General features: G+C 59.7%; 13 protein-coding genes. 7 read left to right on the top strand and 6 right to left on the bottom strand.

Annotated features, from left to right (window positions below):
- The first annotated feature begins 106 nt into the window (after positions 1 to 106).
- Positions 107 to 1,282, top strand: coding sequence for an HNH endonuclease signature motif containing protein (locus tag MHY08_RS04235; protein ID WP_239235489.1), 1,176 nt, complete (start codon positions 107 to 109; stop codon positions 1,280 to 1,282).
- Here the strand turns inward: MHY08_RS04235 and eno are convergent.
- From eno to MHY08_RS04250, 3 genes are all read right to left on the bottom strand, one after another.
- Positions 1,272 to 2,549 (bottom strand): phosphopyruvate hydratase, encoded by a 1,278-nt coding sequence (eno, locus tag MHY08_RS04240; protein WP_239192666.1) that lies wholly within the window; start codon positions 2,547 to 2,549, stop codon positions 1,272 to 1,274. The two genes, MHY08_RS04235 and eno, sit on opposite strands and share 11 nt — an antisense overlap.
- 90 nt (positions 2,550 to 2,639) lie before the next feature.
- Positions 2,640 to 3,401, bottom strand: coding sequence for a lytic transglycosylase domain-containing protein (locus tag MHY08_RS04245; RefSeq protein ID WP_049379128.1), 762 nt, complete (start codon positions 3,399 to 3,401; stop codon positions 2,640 to 2,642).
- A gap of 11 nt (positions 3,402 to 3,412) precedes the next feature.
- Complete coding sequence (locus tag MHY08_RS04250) at positions 3,413 to 4,000, bottom strand: MazG nucleotide pyrophosphohydrolase domain-containing protein (protein WP_204609668.1); 588 nt, start codon at positions 3,998 to 4,000, stop codon at positions 3,413 to 3,415.
- A 57-nt stretch (positions 4,001 to 4,057) separates the two neighbouring features.
- On the opposite strand from MHY08_RS04250, the gene MHY08_RS04255 reads away from it, so the two are divergent.
- A complete protein-coding gene (locus tag MHY08_RS04255; RefSeq protein ID WP_239235492.1) occupies positions 4,058 to 5,533 on the top strand; it encodes an amino acid permease in 1,476 nt (491 codons plus the stop codon).
- On the opposite strand, the gene mfd is transcribed toward MHY08_RS04255, so the two are convergent.
- The 3 genes from mfd to MHY08_RS04270 all read right to left on the bottom strand — a co-directional run bounded on the left by mfd (position 5,534) and on the right by MHY08_RS04270 (position 10,654).
- Positions 5,534 to 9,160, bottom strand: coding sequence for a transcription-repair coupling factor (gene mfd, locus MHY08_RS04260; protein WP_239235584.1), 3,627 nt, complete (start codon positions 9,158 to 9,160; stop codon positions 5,534 to 5,536). It abuts the gene before it with no gap.
- 12 nt (positions 9,161 to 9,172) lie between these two features.
- Entirely contained in the window at positions 9,173 to 9,778 is a 606-nt protein-coding gene (locus MHY08_RS04265) for a TetR/AcrR family transcriptional regulator (protein WP_005329018.1), read from the bottom strand.
- Positions 9,779 to 9,937: 159 nt separating this feature from the next.
- Positions 9,938 to 10,654: a trimeric intracellular cation channel family protein gene (locus tag MHY08_RS04270; RefSeq protein WP_239235493.1), complete on the bottom strand. Its 717-nt coding sequence runs from the start codon at positions 10,652 to 10,654 to the stop codon at positions 9,938 to 9,940.
- Positions 10,655 to 10,776: 122 nt separating this feature from the next.
- Between MHY08_RS04270 and MHY08_RS04275 the strand changes: the two genes are divergently transcribed.
- The 5 genes from MHY08_RS04275 (at position 10,777) to pth (ending at position 15,992) form a co-directional block, all read left to right on the top strand.
- A complete protein-coding gene (locus MHY08_RS04275) occupies positions 10,777 to 11,973 on the top strand; it encodes an MFS transporter (protein WP_239235494.1) in 1,197 nt (398 codons plus the stop codon).
- 67 nt (positions 11,974 to 12,040) lie between these two features.
- Positions 12,041 to 13,486 (top strand): bifunctional UDP-N-acetylglucosamine diphosphorylase/glucosamine-1-phosphate N-acetyltransferase GlmU, encoded by a 1,446-nt coding sequence (gene glmU, locus MHY08_RS04280; protein ID WP_005329020.1) that lies wholly within the window; start codon positions 12,041 to 12,043, stop codon positions 13,484 to 13,486.
- A gap of 15 nt (positions 13,487 to 13,501) precedes the next feature.
- The gene (locus MHY08_RS04285; protein WP_204609681.1) at positions 13,502 to 14,476 is read left to right on the top strand and encodes a ribose-phosphate diphosphokinase; all 975 of its coding nucleotides are present in this window, start codon (positions 13,502 to 13,504) and stop codon (positions 14,474 to 14,476) included.
- A 242-nt stretch (positions 14,477 to 14,718) separates the two neighbouring features.
- Complete coding sequence (locus tag MHY08_RS04290) at positions 14,719 to 15,369, top strand: 50S ribosomal protein L25/general stress protein Ctc (protein ID WP_239235495.1); 651 nt, start codon at positions 14,719 to 14,721, stop codon at positions 15,367 to 15,369.
- Between the two features lie 92 nt (positions 15,370 to 15,461).
- Complete coding sequence (gene pth, locus MHY08_RS04295) at positions 15,462 to 15,992, top strand: aminoacyl-tRNA hydrolase (RefSeq protein ID WP_239235496.1); 531 nt, start codon at positions 15,462 to 15,464, stop codon at positions 15,990 to 15,992.
- Positions 15,993 to 15,996: the final 4 nt, after the last annotated feature.

Raw genomic sequence — 15,996 nt, forward strand, 5'->3', positions numbered from 1 at the left:
TTCGCACACTCTTTCGTTTTACCCCTTGCGCACGCCGGAAAGGCGGCTTATACTAGGGGCAGAAATTCGATTGGGTGTGCGATTTATTCCAGAGGGGGAATTTACCGTGACAGCCAGCGACGCACCACCAAAGAAAGCTTATTTTTCTACCAATAACCTCGACGATACGGTTTGCGTTTTGGGCATGCTCCAACGCATTCAATCCTGGCAGCTATACCAATCCGTGCTTCCGCGATTAGAAGACGATGTCGAATGCACTACCTCCGCTTTAGCTAAGCGGGTGGGCTTGAGCTACTGGCGCGTCTTATCCGCGCTGCGCTCTCACCTGCGCATGCGAGAATTGCCGTTAACCACGGCGGTACAGACCGAACATTGGATTCTTGACCTCCCGCGGCTGCACGTTATTGATGCCGAGCTTGCCCCGCTTGGCGACGACGCCGAGGGCATCCAACTAGTCGATGCCGCCCTTGCAGACTTCCTCACCCCGAAGGAACCTGCTCAGCATGTGCCCACGGAATCTGAAATCCGTAGATTCTTGCGCGACTACATCGACGGCATTCTCAAACCAGATATTGAGAAGGAAATTGAGCGGTCTGTTTCCATTTCTTATTCCAAAGGCCAAGCCACCATCACTCTGAAGACGGATAAAGCAACCGCCAGTGCTATTTCACGGCACATCGATAAAGCAGCGCGAAAGAAGAACATCACTAAGTCAGAGGCTTTGGAGACGCTGATCTTTAATCGCACCCAGACAAAAGTAGTAATCAATACCTACGCAGCGGGTGACGATGCTTCTCGCGTATACATACCTTCGGCGGGATGGTGCGTTCTTACAGAACATTTAAGCAATTACTCGATGACTCGCGAGCTGTGCCCAGAAGAAACATCCTCCTACGTTCCCACCGAACAAATCAGGACATGGGTTCACGGTCGCGATGCCACGTGCCGTTGGCCGGGGTGCTCCATGCCGGCGCATTACTGCCAGCTTGATCATCGAGTGGAGTATGCCGACGGCGGACCGACGAGCGTCGATAATCTTGTCACTCTCTGTCAACACCACCACAACGTAAAGACCGATGGTAGGGCACGCTACATCATGGATCCCATCACTGGGGACGTTGCCTGGCTCTTTTCGGACGGCACCTTCGAAATTGGCCGTGCCCAAGGGCCTTTAGCACCGCGGACCATGAATTGGAAGCAAACCTGGCAACAATACCTAGACATGCGAAAGCGCCCCCGCGGCAATGCGAGGGCGCTACGAAAGGAGGCGATTAAGCCTTAAAGCGCGGGAATGCGGAGCGGCCGGCGTAGACTGCGCCGTCGCCAAGCTCCTGCTCGATACGCAGCAGCTGGTTGTACTTAGCTACTCGCTCGGAACGAGCCGGTGCACCGGTCTTGATCTGGCCACAGTTCAGAGCAACAGCCAAGTCTGCGATGGTGGTGTCCTCGGTCTCACCGGAGCGGTGGGACATCATGGTGCGGTAACCATTTCGGTGAGCCAGCTCGACAGCGTCGAAGGTCTCGGTCAGGGTACCAATCTGGTTGACCTTAACCAGCAGGGCGTTAGCAGCCTTCTTCTCAATACCCTCCTGCAGGCGGGCAGGGTTGGTGACGAAGAAGTCATCGCCGACGATCTGTACCTTCTCGCCAATTGCGGCGGTCAGGGCGGTGTAGCCATCCCAGTCATCTTCCTGCAGCGGATCCTCGATGGAGACGATCGGGTACTGGTCGATGAGGTCCTCGTAGACCTTGGACATTTCTTCAGCGGTGTGCTCGCCACCCTCGAAGTGGTACTTGCCGTCCTTGAAGAACTCGGAGGAAGCAACGTCAAGTGCCAGGGCTACGTCCTTGCCTGGCTCGAAGCCGGCCTTCTTGATGGCGTCAACGATGACGTCGAGAGCAGCCTTGGTGGAGTCAACGGACGGAGCGAAGCCACCCTCGTCGCCCAGACCAGTGGACAAGCCCTTGTCCTTCAGCACTGCCTTCAGTGCGTGGTAGACCTCGGCGCCCATGCGCAGAGCCTCGGCGAAGGACTCCGCACCAATCGGAGCGATCATGAATTCCTGAACGTCAACGCCGGAGTCAGCGTGTGCGCCGCCGTTGAGGATGTTCATCATTGGCACTGGCAGCACGTGAGCATTTGGGCCGCCGATGTAGCGGTACAGAGGCAGTGCAGCGGACTCTGCAGCGGCCTTGGCTGCGGCGATGGAAACGCCCAGGATGGCGTTTGCGCCGAGCTCGGACTTGTTATCGGTACCGTCCAGCTTAATCAGTGCCTGGTCAATGAGGCGCTGGTCGTCGGCTTCGAAGCCGGCGATCTCATCGGCAATCTTCTCGTTGATGTTCTCAACAGCCTTCAGAACACCCTTACCCTGGTAGCGCTCGCCGCCGTCGCGCAGCTCGTGAGCCTCGTGCACACCGGTAGAAGCACCGGAAGGAACGCCGGCAACACCGCGGGCGCCGTCATCAAGGAAGACCTCGGCCTCAATGGTTGGGTTGCCACGGGAATCAAGAATTTCGCGGGCGAAAGTGTGGATGATATCAGCCATGCTGTTTTTCACTCCTCATAAAAAAGTTCGCTCTGGACCAGCCGGCCCAGCTACGTTGTCAATTGTTGCAGAAAACTTTACTGTGTGACGCTACTTGGCACTTTGCGGAACCGAGTAAGCATTGGCGGCGTGTGCAACTTTATGCAAATACTCGCTGGACTGATTGTAATTTAGGACTGCTTCCTCCCACTGTTCTGGGTTAGAGAGATCTCTATCACCAAAACATAAAAGTCCGGCGGCGCCAACTGCGGCGTCGTCGATTTGGTTGGGGTCCGCCTTCCCATCGCCGTTGGCATCAGCGCCCACCGACTCCCACGTGGTCGGGATAAATTGCATCGGGCCGACGGCGCGGTCATATTCGGAGTCCCCATCGATGTCGCCATTATCGGTATCTGGGGTGTGCGCCGTATTGTTCAGGCCATCGAGGGCGATGCCGTTGATGGGTGGTTGGGGGTAGCCGGCGTCGTCAAGCTTGGAGGGCTTAAACCAATTGCCGTTGTAGGTGCCATGGCGGGTCTCCACGTAGCCCAGCCCGGCAAGGGTATTCCAGCGCAGATGACAATTCGGCCATTTTTGCTGAGCGATGAGTTCGGCGTTGCCATAAGCGCGCAGGGCGGCCGGCGGGATGCCCGTCTGCTCAGCTAGGTCAGAGGCCCAGTAGGTAAGCTTATCCGCGGTGCGGCCGGGGGCGTTGACGTCAATATGCGCGACCTCTTTGCCTTCAACGGGCGGAATGTTCTCCGGTACGGGCTCCTGTGAAGTGCCGTGCCCCGTCAACAGCCATGCCACCAACGCGATGATCACGGCTACGGCCACCCCGCAGCCCCCGAATATCTGCAGGAGCCTCTTCATGAGAAGCCATCCTACATTCCCTTGCCTTCGCGCCACAGCCTCTCTTGCGTGTCAACGTCGACAATCTCCGTGGTGCCATCAAATAGGTATGGGGCGCGGGCGCGCATTTTGGTGAGGAAGCTCTGGGCGACGTCGTCAAGCGAAAAGGTGGAGATTTCCGCATGGAAGAGCACCTGGAGGAAGACATCCCCCAATTCCTTGAGCATCTCGCTTTCCGGTTCGCGATTGCGCACGGCCGCGGCGAATTCGGCGGATTCCTCCTCAAGATAAGGCAAGAGTGAGGTATGGGTTTGCTCGCGCTCCCACTCCCCAATGCGCCGCGCCGTGGCCATGGTCTGGCGCGCCTGCATGATGGGATCCGCAAGGGATTCGGCGCGAATGACGGACTCGCCGCTAGCGAGGCGGGCGCGAGTTTCCGGATCGTGTTCGTCGGTGCTTACCAAGGTGCCGGTGGCGTCCTCGCCTACCAGCAGATCGGAGAAATTCCACCGTACGGACACGGGTACTTCACCCGTGAAGTGGACAGGGCCACGCAGCTTCCCGTGCGCCTGCATGGGGATCATGGTGGGCCAGCGTTCATCGAGCAACAGCACAGTCATGTGCACAAAGTCTAGCCCGAGTTCCCATTATGGGGCTATTCAAGGTATTTTAGGCCAATGACCTCCAGCCAGAATAGATCCCACTCCGTGACGTTGTGGACCCTCGTCGCGCTGATTATCGGTTCCACCGTGGGCGCGGGCATTTTCTCGCTGCCCCAAAACATTGCTTCCGTTGCCGGCCCAGGCGCGATGCTCATTGGCTGGCTGGTAGCGGGCATCGGCATGCTCTCTGTGGCGTTTGTTTTTCAGATTCTGGCCCGCCGCAAGCCGCACCTTGATTCTGGCGTTTATTCCTACGTGCGTGCCGGCCTCGGCGATTTTATTGGTTTTACCTCCGGCTGGGGCTACTGGCTGGGCTCCGTTATGGCGCAGGTGGGTTATGCCACCCTCTTTTTCAATACCTTGGGCCATTACCTGCCGCTTTTCGACGCCGACCATTACTGGACCTCCGCCATCGCCGTCTCCCTCCTATCTTGGGGCATTTTTGCGGTCCTTGCTCGCGGCATCAAGCAGGCCGCGTTCATGAACCTCATCACCACAATTGCCAAGATTGTGCCCATCCTGGCCTTTGTGGTGCTCATTGCATTCCTCGGGTTCAGCTGGGATAAATTCACCTTGGATTTCTGGGGACGCGCGTCTGAGGCCAGCGTCTTTGAGCAGGTCCAGGGAATCATGCTCTTTACCGTGTGGGTCTTCATTGGTGTGGAGGGCGCATCCGTTTATTCCAAGCAGGCTTCTAAGCGCACCGACGTCGGCCGCGCGACCGTCATCGGCTTCTTCTCCGTGCTGGCGCTGCTGGTTTCCGTGTCTACCCTGAGTTTTGGCGTGATGACCAAGGAAGAATTGGCCGCGCTGCCGGATAATTCCATGGCCTCCGTGCTCACCGAGGTCATCGGACCTTGGGGCGGCGCGCTGGTGTCTATTGGACTGTGCTTGTCGGTTTTGGGTGCCTACGTCTCCTGGCAGATGTTGTGCGCCGAGCCCATCGTGATGATGGCCATCGACGGCCTCATTCCCCGCCGCATTGGCACCATTAACGTGGCGGGTGCGCCGTGGGTAGCGCAGCTGATTTCCACGATGGCCATCCAGTTGTTCATCATCGTCTTCTACCTCAACGAGGCGTCTTATAACGCCATGGTGCAGCTGGCAACCATCATGTACTTGCTGCCCTATATCTTTTCTTCGCTGTACCTATTGCTCTTGGCGCTGCGGGGCAAGGGGCTGTCTCACCCGCAGGCGGGTATCAAGTTCGATCTTTCCGGACCAGAGGTCAGCCGCAAGGATAACCGCAAGCATTTGGTCATTTCTTTGCTCGCGTTTATCTATTCCCTGTGGCTGATTTATGCGGCCGACCTCGTCTACGTCCTGCTCGGCGCATTGGCCGTGGTACCGGGACTTATCCCGTATGTCGGCACCCGGTTGTGGAAGAAGGAACGCATCTTCAACACCTTCGAGTGGTGCGTGGTGGCCATTGTCTTGGCCGGTGCCGCCACCGCCATCTGGGGCTTGAGCACCGGCTGGCTCACCCTCTAGCTACTCCCCTACGCTGACCACGTTCGAGGTCGGCTGGGCGCCGCTGACGTTGATGGCGTCGACGTCGAAAAGCGCGCTTAGGAAGTCCGCCGCCCACTGAATGAGCTCGGTATCGCGCAGCTTCGGCGAGGTGACATTGCGCCCAGCTTTGGGGAACGGCACGTTGATTGCCTTCGCCGCCGCACGGAAGCTGGAGCCCGGATATAGGCGCTTGAGACGCACCTGCTTGGAATCCGGCAGCTCCACGGGGTGGAACTTGACGCGGGTGCCCTGAACGGTGATATCGGAGATGCCGGCGCGGCGCGCCTGGTGGCGCAGGCGAGCAACGGAAAGCAGGCGCAGGACCTCCTGCGGCAGCGGGCCGAAGCGGTCTTTCATTTCCTCGATGACGGCCTTGAGATCATCGTCATTCTGCGAGGCCGCAAGCTTGCGATAGACCTCTAGGCGCAGGCGCTCGGAGTCGATATATCCTTCCGGAATATGCGCGTCCACGGGGAGATCGATGCGGATTTCCTTCGGGCCCTCATCGGTAACGGTGGGGGCCTCGCCGCGGGCGAGCGATTTGAAGGTCTCGACCGCCTCGCCAACGAGGCGCACGTAGAGATCGAAGCCCACACCGGCAATGTGGCCGGACTGTTGGGCGCCAAGGACGTTGCCGGCACCGCGCATCTCCAAGTCCTTCATGGCTACGGCCATGCCAGCACCAAGGTCATTGTTTTGCGCGATAGTTGCCAGGCGGTCATAGGAAGTTTCCGTGAGCGTAGCTCCCTTGGGGTACAGGAAGTAGGCATAGCCGCGCTCGCGGGAGCGGCCCACGCGCCCGCGCAGCTGGTGCAGCTGGGACAGGCCCATATGGTGGGCGTTTTCCACAATGAGGGTATTCGCATTGGCGATATCCAGGCCGGTTTCCACGATGGTGGTACACACCAAGACGTCGTACTCGCGGTCCCAGAAACCCTGGACGGTCTGCTCGAGCACCTCCTCGTTCATCTGGCCATGCGCGACGACGACGCGGGCCTCCGGTACCAGGTCGCGCAGCTCGCGGGCCTTCTTTTCGATATCAGAGACTTTGTTGTGGATGAAAAAGGTCTGACCATCGCGCAGCAGCTCGCGGCGGATGGCCGCGGCTACCTGCTTGTCCTCGTAAGCGCCGACGTAGGTCAGCACCGGGTGGCGGTCTTCCGGCGGGGTCAAGATGGTGGACATCTCGCGGATGCCCGCCATAGACATCTCCAAGGTGCGCGGAATAGGTGTCGCGGACATGGTGAGCACATCCACGCTGGCCTTGAGCGCCTTGATGTGTTCCTTGTGCTCCACGCCAAAGCGCTGCTCCTCGTCCACGACGATGAGGCCGAGGTTCTTCCAGTGCACACCGGTCTGGAGGAGGCGGTGGGTGCCGACGACGATATCGACGCTGCCATCGGCTAGGCCCTTGAAGATGTCCTTCGCTTCCTTCTTTGAGGTAAAGCGCGAAAGCACCTCAATCTTGACGGGGAAGCCGGTCATACGCTCGCTGAAGGTATCAAAATGCTGCTGCGCCAGCAGCGTGGTGGGCACGAGGACGGCCACCTGCATGCCGTCCTGCACGGCCTTGAAGGCGGCCCGGATGGCCACCTCGGTCTTGCCGTAACCCACATCGCCGACGACGACGCGGTCCATCGGCACTGTGGACTCCATATCGTGCTTGACGGCGTCGATAGCCAGCATCTGGTCTTCGGTTTCGACGAAGGGGAAATTATCCTCCATCTCCGCCTGCCACGGATTATCCGGGGAGAATTGGTGCCCCGGCGCGGCCTGGCGCTTGGCGTAGAGCTCAACCAGCTCGCCGGCGATTTCGCGCACGGCCGCGCGCGCCTTCTTCTTGGTGTTCTTCCAGTCGGAACCGCCCATCTTGGACAGGTGAGGCGATTCGCCACCGGTGTACTTGCTGAGCAGATCCAGCGAGTCCATGGGAACCCAGAGCTGATCGGCGGGTTGACCACGCTTGGAGGGCGCGTACTCGAGCACGATGTATTCGCGGCGGCTGGTTTCATCGCCGGACTGGATGGTGCGCTCGGCCATCTTGAGGAACTTGCCAATGCCGTGGGTCTCGTGCACCACAAAATCGCCCTGCTTGAGGGCCAGCGGGTCAACCTTATTGCGGCGTTTGGCGGGCCGGCGCTTTGCTTCGGCGATATCGCCTACGCGGTTACCGGTCAGATCCGTCTCGGTGACAACGACCAGTGGGAGGGGCTCAGCGTCCTTGGGCTTTTTCACCTTAGGAAATACCAGGCCGGCGTGGCTTAGTGCTTGGTAGAGGGTGACTTCACCGGCGGTGGGTTCCCAGCCAGGGGTGGCTACCTTGGTGCGGATGCCCTTTTCTGCAAAGCGATCCACCATACGCTTGATGGCGCCTTGCGCCGGCGCGATGAAGGCTGCCCGGCCGCCGGCGTTGGTGTGCGCGAGGAGTTGGGCCATCATGGCATCGATTTCTTCGATATTGCCGCGCGGGGTGGGCCCTGGTTCGAATTCGAGCGGGAGGGTCTCCTCTTCCGGGGCGGCGAGCATTCCCGGTGGGGAGAAAGTCCACAGGGGCAGGCCGGCCTCGCTTATGGAGACCTCGAGGGATTCATAGGAGCGGTAGCTGGATGCCTCGGTATCGAGCCCTTCGGTTGCCAGCGGGCCATCGGCACCCATGGCCGCGGCTTCCCAACCGGCAGCGAGGAATTCCGCATCGGTCTTTTCTAGATCCGCCACGCGGCGGCGAATCTTTTCCGGGCCGACCATCACCACGTGGGTGGTGGGGCGCAGGAATTCGGGGAGGGTGATCATGGGGGCGTCGGAAAGCGCGGGCAGGAGCGCTTCCATACCTTCGGCCGGAATGTGCTCGCTTACCTTGGTCAAAAGCTCCACCAAGGCGGGATTGCCGGGGTGCTTAACGGCGAGATCGGCCGCACGCTTGGCAATGGCGTCCGTAATAGGCAGCTCGCGGGCCGGGAAAATGTCTACGCGGCCCACCTCGATTTCAGGGATGGTGCGCTGGTCAGCTACGGAAAATTGGCGGATATCGGTAATCTCATCGCCCCAAAACTCCACGCGGACCGGATAATCCAGCGTGGTGGGGAAAATATCGATGATGCCGCCGCGCGTAGCGTACTCGCCGCGCTTAGCCACCATGTCTACGTGCTTATAGGCGCGGAACTCGAGCTCGCGGACTACCTCATCGAAGTCATATTCTTGATCTTCTTCGAGGTGGACGGGAGCGCGGCCCTCCACCTCCTGCAGGATGGGCTGGGACAGGCCGCGGGCGGCGGTGACGATGACCTGCAGGCTATCGAGATTGTGCAGAACTTCAGCGCGGCGGCCGATGATGTCTACGCCGGGGCTCAGGCGCTCGTGTGGCAGGGTCTCCCAGGCGGGGAACATGGCCACCTTCTGCCCCAGCATCGCCGTAAGCTCCGCCGTGAGGTCCTCGGCCTCGCGGCTCGTAGCGGTTACCACGAGCACTGGGGCATGATGAGCCAAGGTGCCCAAGGCCCACGGCCGGGACTGATCCAAGCCTGTGATGTGGAGGTCTTCGCCCACATGAGAAATCATGCCCTTGAGCTTGGGATCCGAGGCCGCTACCTTGAGCAGGCCGGCCAGCATTGGGGTCGCCAATTATTTGCCTCCTAGCTTGGGCTTTACTTCCATACCGGACAAACCATTCCAGCATAGATTGACAATATGCGTGGCGACGACTTCCTTGTCCGGATTGCGCTCATCCAGCCACCATTGCGCGGTGGTCGATACCATTCCCACCAGCGCTTGACCGTAAATATCCGCCAAATCCGGGTCGATGCCACGGTGCTCAAATGCTTCGCTCAAAATATAGGAAACCTGGCCCACCGCGGAATTCAACAACGTGGAGAAGCTGCGCTCGTCACCGGGCTTGGCATCGCGCACCAGGATGAGAAAGCCATCAGTTTCTTCCTCAACATAGGTCAAAATGGCCATGACGGCCTGCTCGATGCGCTCGCGCCAGCTGCCGGTCTTCAAGGAATCAGTAATGACCTTTTCCAGGGCCAGCATCTCGCGGTCAACAACCACCGCATAAAGGCCTTCCTTGCCCCCGAAGTGCTCATAGACAACGGGTTTGGATACCCCGGCGCGTGCCGCGATCTCTTCGACGCTGGTTCCTTCAAAGCCTAGTTCCGCGAATGCAGCGCGTCCGATGGAAATGAGTTGTTCGCGGCGTTCCCGGCCGGTCATCCTTTGTCGAGCCATGCCCTCCACCCTATCCTTTGCCCCGCAATTTGTGATTTACCCGGGGGTGTCAGGTACGCTATGCCTACAGCTTTTGCTGTGTTTCCCCATGGTGTAATCGGCAACACTACGGTTTTTGGTACCGTCATTCTAGGTTCGAGTCCTGGTGGGGAAGCTTTTTTAGTTTTTCTTCCTGCCGCGGCGAAAGCCTTTGAGCTCGGCTTTCTTCGCAATCGCCGCCACTTGGGCCGCGGAGTAGTTAACGGGAGCTACACCGGCGCGGGGCAGGACCCAGCCGCGCCAATAGGACAAAATCGCCATGCCACTGCCGACGATTGGCGCGACCACCATGCCGAGTGCAAACTGTCCGTAATCAGCAAAGGTAACCATGACGATGCCGGTGAGGATAGACGGCACGGCATACAGGGGGCTGCCGCCAAAGATGGACGGGATTTCCCCCGAAGCTATATCGCGGACCATTCCTCCGCCCACCGCGGTAAGCACGCCCAGAAAGACACAGGGAATAAGGGGCATGCCGTGGGTGAGCGCTTTAACGCAGCCGGTGGTGGACCACACGCCGAGAATGATGGCATCGCCGTGTTCGCGGAAAAGCTCCCACGCCTTGCCCTTGAGATCGATAAGAAACGCAATAAGCGCACCACAGCAAGCAAGGCCGAGGTACCACGGGTCTGAGATCGCTGCCGCTGCTCCATCCCCGATGAGCATGTCACGGATCATGCCACCGGCCAGCCCAGAAAAGAGGGCGAGGAACACGAAGCCCACGATGTCGAATTCACGGCGGCGGGCAAGGGTGCCGCCAATGATGCCGTTCAAAACCACGCCGAGAAGATCGAAGGCTTGATACAGCGAATTGATGAGGGGATCAACATCGTGCATGATTCTTAGGCCTCCTGCCGCGCGGGTAGAATTTCGGCGTGACTGCGGCCGTGTTTTACTCTCCGGCGTGTCAGCATGGCTCTTATTTAACCAACTCGTTTCTCTGAAAGATCGCATTTCTCATGTCTAATTCCAATGCCCGGTATTTCATCTGGTCCAATGGTCTGCAAAATTTGGGCGATCAGATTGTTGCCGCCAAGACGGTGCTGCCCGCGCTCTTTAGTGCGGCCGGAGTGCCTGCGTTCTTTACCGGTCTGCTCACCCCCATCCGCGAGTCCGGTTCGATGCTGCCGCAGGCGGCGCTGACCCCGTGGGTGACTACATATAGGGCCCGCAAGCGCTTGTGGATTATCGGCTCTTTGGGCCAAGCGGTATCCGCCGCGGTCATCGCGCTCGCGGCATTTTTTACCCGCGGGGCTGTATTGGGCGTGGTGGTGCTGGTGGCCTTGGCGTCACTTTCCCTCTTCCGCGCGCTGTGCTCGATTGCGGGCAAGGACGTGCAGGCGCGCACGATTTCTAAGGGCGCACGCGGCCGGGTGACCGGTAGCGCGGCAGCCCTCGGTGGCGGTGCTACTTTGCTGACCGGCATTATCCTCTACTTTTTGGGCGAGCTCAGCATTCCCATGATGGGCACGGTCCTCGCCATTGGTGCGTCCACCTGGGCCATTGCCGCGTGGGTCTTTTCGCACGTGGATGAGCCGGTGCCAGAGGAAGCCGAAGGGGGCATCGATAAGCGCTGGTGGCAAGATACCTGGCAGCTTTTTACCAGCGACGGCCAATTTCGTAACTTCGTCATCGTCCGCGCGCTCCTGCTCGTTTCGGCGCTATCGACCTCTTTTATTGTGCTGCTCAGCAGCAACCTTTCTGGGCTCTACGGATTCGTGCTAGCTTCCGGCCTAGCCTCTCTGGTGGGCGGGCGCATCTCCGGTGTGTATTCGGATAAGTCCTCTAAGAACACCATGGCCGTGGGCGCGGCCGTGGCCTCCGTCGTGCTGGTGCTTTTGGTCGCCAGCTCGCACTGGGCACCGGATGCGGTCAATGCCTGGGTCATGCCGATTGGCTTCTTCGCCGTGAACCTGGCGCACACGGCCATTCGCGTGGCGCGTAAGACTTACGTGGTGGATATGGCCGGCGGCGATAAGCGCACCCAGTACGTAGGTGCGGCCAATACGATGATGGGCATTATCTTGCTTATCGTCGGTGGCATCTCCTCCGTGGTGGCACTGGCCGGACCTGAGGCGGCGCTGCTCTTCCTTGCCCTCATTGGTTTCCTCGGTGTGTGGCGCGCCCGCGGCCTGAAAGAGGTTTCTCACACATAAATCGCACTCGGGCTATAGGATGTAGTCCGGATAAGAATCAGACTCGACCCCAGGAGTTCAATAACCCGTGGTAGCAACAACCTCGTGTGCTGTCGTCGTCCTTGCGGCTGGCGCCGGCACCCGCATGAAGTCCACCAAGCAGAAGACCTTGCATGAGATTGGCGGGCGCACTTTGCTCGGCCACGCTCTGCATGCTGCGGCCGGGATCAACCCGGAGCGCATCGTGACGGTGGTGGGCCACCAGCGCGATCAGGTCTCCCCCGCCGTGGATGCCATCGCCCAGGAGCTGGACTGCGAGGTACTGCAGGCGGTGCAGGAGGAGCAGCTGGGTACCGGTCATGCCGTGGCCTGCGGCTTGGAACCGATTCCGGACTTCGAGGGCACCGTCATTGTCACCAACGGCGATGTCCCGCTGCTTACCCCAGAGACCATCGAGGGCCTGCGCGCCACGCACACCGAGCAGGGCAATGCGGTCACCGTGCTCTCGATGCGCCTCGATGACCCGACCGGTTACGGCCGCATCATTCGCGCTGAGGACGGCAGCGTGTCTGCCATCGTGGAGCAAAAGGATGCCACCGAAGAGCAGCGCCAGGTCGATGAGGTCAACTCCGGCGTCTTTGCCTTTGATGGGCGCGTGCTTGCCGACGCCCTCCAGAAGCTCGACTCCAATAACGCCCAAGGCGAGCTGTATATCACTGATGTGCTCGAGATTGCCCGCACCGCAGGACACGGCGTCGGCGCGCACGTAGCAGCGGATCCGGCCGAACTCGCGGGCGTCAATGACCGCGTGCAGCTCGCCGCTGCCGGCCGTGAGCTCAACCGCCGGATGGTAGAAAAGGCGATGCGCGGCGGTGCCACCATCGTGGATCCAGAGACCACCTGGATTGGCGTCAACGTCACCGTGGGCTCCGATGTCATTATTCACCCGGGCACCCAGCTGTGGGGCGCTACCAGCATCGCCGATAACGCCGAGATTGGCCCCGACACCACCTTGACCAATATGCAGGTGGGCGAGGGCGCTTCCGTCGTGCGCACCCATGGCAGCGATTCCGTCATTGGTACCAACGCTAAGGTCGGCCCGTTTACCTATATCCGCCCGAAGACCGTCGTGGGCGAGGACGGAAAGCTCGGCGGCTTCGTAGAGGCAAAGAACGCCCAGATTGGCCGCGGCTCCAAGGTGCCGCACCTGACCTATATCGGCGATGCCACCGTGGGCGAGCAGTCCAATATCGGTGCCTCCTCGGTCTTCGTCAACTACGACGGCGTAAACAAGCACCACACCACCATCGGCAGCCACGTGCGCACCGGTTCTGACACAATGTTTATCGCTCCGGTCAATGTCGGTGATGGCGCATACTCCGGTGCGGGTACAGTAATTAAAGACGATGTTCCTGCGGGAGCACTCGCAGTCTCCGGTGGCAAACAGCGCAACATCGAGGGCTGGGTTCAAAAGAAGCGTCCGGGTACTCCCGCGGCTGAGGCCGCAGCCCGTGCGCAGGACAACGAAAAGTAAGGGGCATATTCTCCCATGACTGGCAAGGTAACTGGTAGCAGCAAGAACATGAAGCTCTTCTCTGGGCGTGCACATCCAGAGTTGGCAGAGGCTGTGGCTAAGGAGCTCAAGACCGATCTGGTTCCTACCACCGCCCGCGACTTCGCCAACGGCGAAATCTTCATCCGCTTTGAAGAGTCCGTGCGTGGTGCCGACTGCTTCGTAATGCAGTCTCATACCCAGCCGCTCAATAAGTGGCTGGTAGAGCAGCTCATCATGATCGATGCTTTGAAGCGCGGCTCCGCTAAGCGCATCACCGCCATCCTGCCCTTCTACCCATATGCACGCCAGGATAAGAAGCACCTGGGCCGCGAGCCGATTTCTGCCCGCCTGGTAGCAGACCTTCTGCAGGCTGCTGGTGCGGACCGCATCGTGTCCGTGGACCTGCACACCGATCAGATCCAGGGCTTCTTCGACGGCCCGGTCGATCACATGCACGCTCAGCCCATCCTGACCGATTACATCAAGTCCAAGTACGCCACCGATAACATCACCGTGGTTTCCCCGGACGCCGGCCGCGTGAAGGTTGCGGAAAAGTGGGCCCACGACTTGGGCGATGCCCCACTGGCCTTCGTACACAAGACCCGCTCCAATACCGAGGCCAATAAGACGGTGTCCAACCGCGTGGTAGGCGATGTTGACGGCAAGGACTGCGTGCTTCTCGACGACATGATTGACACCGGTGGCACCATCGCCGGCGCCGTGCGCGTTCTGAAGGACGCCGGTGCGAAGAAGGTCATCATCGCCTGCACCCACGGCGTCTTTTCCGATCCAGCCCGCGAGCGCCTGTCCGAGTGCGGCGCGGAGGAAGTTATCACCACCGATACCCTCCCGCAGTCCACCGAGGGCTGGTCCAACCTCACGGTGCTATCCATTGCACCGCTGTTGGCACAGACCATCCACGAGATCTTTGAGAATGGTTCCGTGACCACCCTTTTCGATCGCGCCTAAGCGCAGGGCCGCCGAGATTTCCCTCGGCGGCTTTTGATTTGCTTCTGGTGCGCGTGCTAATCTAACTCAGTCTCGGCGAGGGCGACCTCAGGATGAGGAAGCCGTTATCGACGCGATTGAAGTTAGAGCATGTTGCTTTTTATATACGCCTGCGATGACTCGTCCAAGACGTCCATCGGCAGGCTTTCGTCGTTTTTATCGCGTTGGCCGCGCCGCACTACTTTGACTAAGGAGAATGAAGCATGGCACAGCGCCCAGTAATCAAGGCTGAAGCACGTACCGAGTTTGGCAAGGGTGTCGCACGCCGCCTGCGCCGCGACTGGAAGGTCCCAGGCGTTATCTACGGTAGCCACCAGGAGCCGGTTCACTTCGCAGTTCCGCTGCTGGACATCCAGTCCCTCGTCCGCAACAACGGTGTCAACGCCGTTCTGGAGCTGGAGATCGACGGCGAGCAGTACCTGACCATGGTTAAGCACGTTGACCAGAATGTCCTGACCCTAGACATCGATCACGTTGACCTCCTTGCCATTAAGCGTGGCGAGAAGGTTGAGGTTGAGGTTCCGGTCACCCTGACCGGCGAGCCGGCCCCAGGCACCATGCACATCCAGGATGCTGACGTACTGATGGTTGAAGCAGACGTACTGAACATTCCGGAAGAGCTCGAGGTTTCCATCGAGGGTCTCGAGGACGGCGCGGTTGTTACCGCAGCCGACGTCACCATGCCGGAAGACACCACCCTGGTGGCAGAGGAAGACACCGTTATCGTCTCCATCTCCCTGCCTGAGGTTGATGAAGAGCTCGAGGAAGCAGCCGAAGCTGCTGAGGAAGGCGGCGCTGACGCTGGCGCCGAGTCCGTCGATGAGGGCGAAGAGTCCTCCGACTCCGAGGAGTAATCCCCTCCCCTTCACACGCATAGGCCGCCGTGAGATTCGCTTCTCGCGGCGGCCTTGCCGTTTTACTCTCTGCCTATGAGACAATTGAGCGCGTGACTCCACTTCTCGTAGTAGGCCTTGGCAACCCCGGCCCCAAGTACGCAGGCACCCGGCACAATATCGGCTTCGATGTGGCAGATGAACTCGCAGGAGAGCTCATGAGCAGCTTTTCAGTGCACAAAAAGACCAACACCGAAGTCGCTGAGGGCATGGCTGGCGGCCGCAAGATTATCTGCGCAAAGCCACGGTCCTATATGAACCTTTCCGGCGGGCCGGTCAAAGCTTTGGCCCAATACTTTCATCTCTCCGCCGCCGACATCATCGTTGTTCACGATGAGCTAGAACTCGATTTCGGCACCATTAAGCTCCGCACAGGCGGCGGCGACCATGGCCACAATGGGTTGCGTTCAACCACAAAGTCCCTGGGCACCAAAGACTATCAGCGTCTTTCGATAGGAATCGGTCGCCCACCGGGGCGCATGGACCCGGCGTCGTTTGTGCTTAAGCCTTGGGCAAAGCAAGAAAAGGCAGAAATCCCCATCCTTTGCGCCGACGCGGTCGAGGAAATCTTGCGCGTAGGATAGTCGC

The organism is Corynebacterium sp. ACRPJ (genome assembly GCF_022347345.1).
In the GTDB taxonomy this organism is placed as follows: Bacteria; Actinomycetota; Actinomycetes; order Mycobacteriales; family Mycobacteriaceae; genus Corynebacterium; species Corynebacterium tuberculostearicum_D.

Excerpts from the sequence above, each read along its gene's own strand:
- MHY08_RS04255 (WP_239235492.1), top strand. The coding sequence starts at position 4,058 with ATGACCTCCAGCCAGAATAGATCCCACTCCGTGACGTTGTGGACCCTC.
- MHY08_RS04270 (WP_239235493.1), bottom strand. The coding sequence starts at position 10,654 with ATGCACGATGTTGATCCCCTCATCAATTCGCTGTATCAAGCCTTCGAT.
- MHY08_RS04265 (WP_005329018.1), bottom strand. The coding sequence starts at position 9,778 with ATGGCTCGACAAAGGATGACCGGCCGGGAACGCCGCGAACAACTCATT.
- mfd (WP_239235584.1), bottom strand. The coding sequence starts at position 9,160 with ATGCTGGCCGGCCTGCTCAAGGTAGCGGCCTCGGATCCCAAGCTCAAG.
- MHY08_RS04250 (WP_204609668.1), bottom strand. The coding sequence starts at position 4,000 with ATGACTGTGCTGTTGCTCGATGAACGCTGGCCCACCATGATCCCCATG.
- MHY08_RS04290 (WP_239235495.1), top strand. The coding sequence starts at position 14,719 with ATGGCACAGCGCCCAGTAATCAAGGCTGAAGCACGTACCGAGTTTGGC.
- MHY08_RS04275 (WP_239235494.1), top strand. The coding sequence starts at position 10,777 with ATGTCTAATTCCAATGCCCGGTATTTCATCTGGTCCAATGGTCTGCAA.
- eno (WP_239192666.1), bottom strand. The coding sequence starts at position 2,549 with ATGGCTGATATCATCCACACTTTCGCCCGCGAAATTCTTGATTCCCGT.
- MHY08_RS04245 (WP_049379128.1), bottom strand. The coding sequence starts at position 3,401 with ATGAAGAGGCTCCTGCAGATATTCGGGGGCTGCGGGGTGGCCGTAGCC.
- MHY08_RS04285 (WP_204609681.1), top strand. The coding sequence starts at position 13,502 with ATGACTGGCAAGGTAACTGGTAGCAGCAAGAACATGAAGCTCTTCTCT.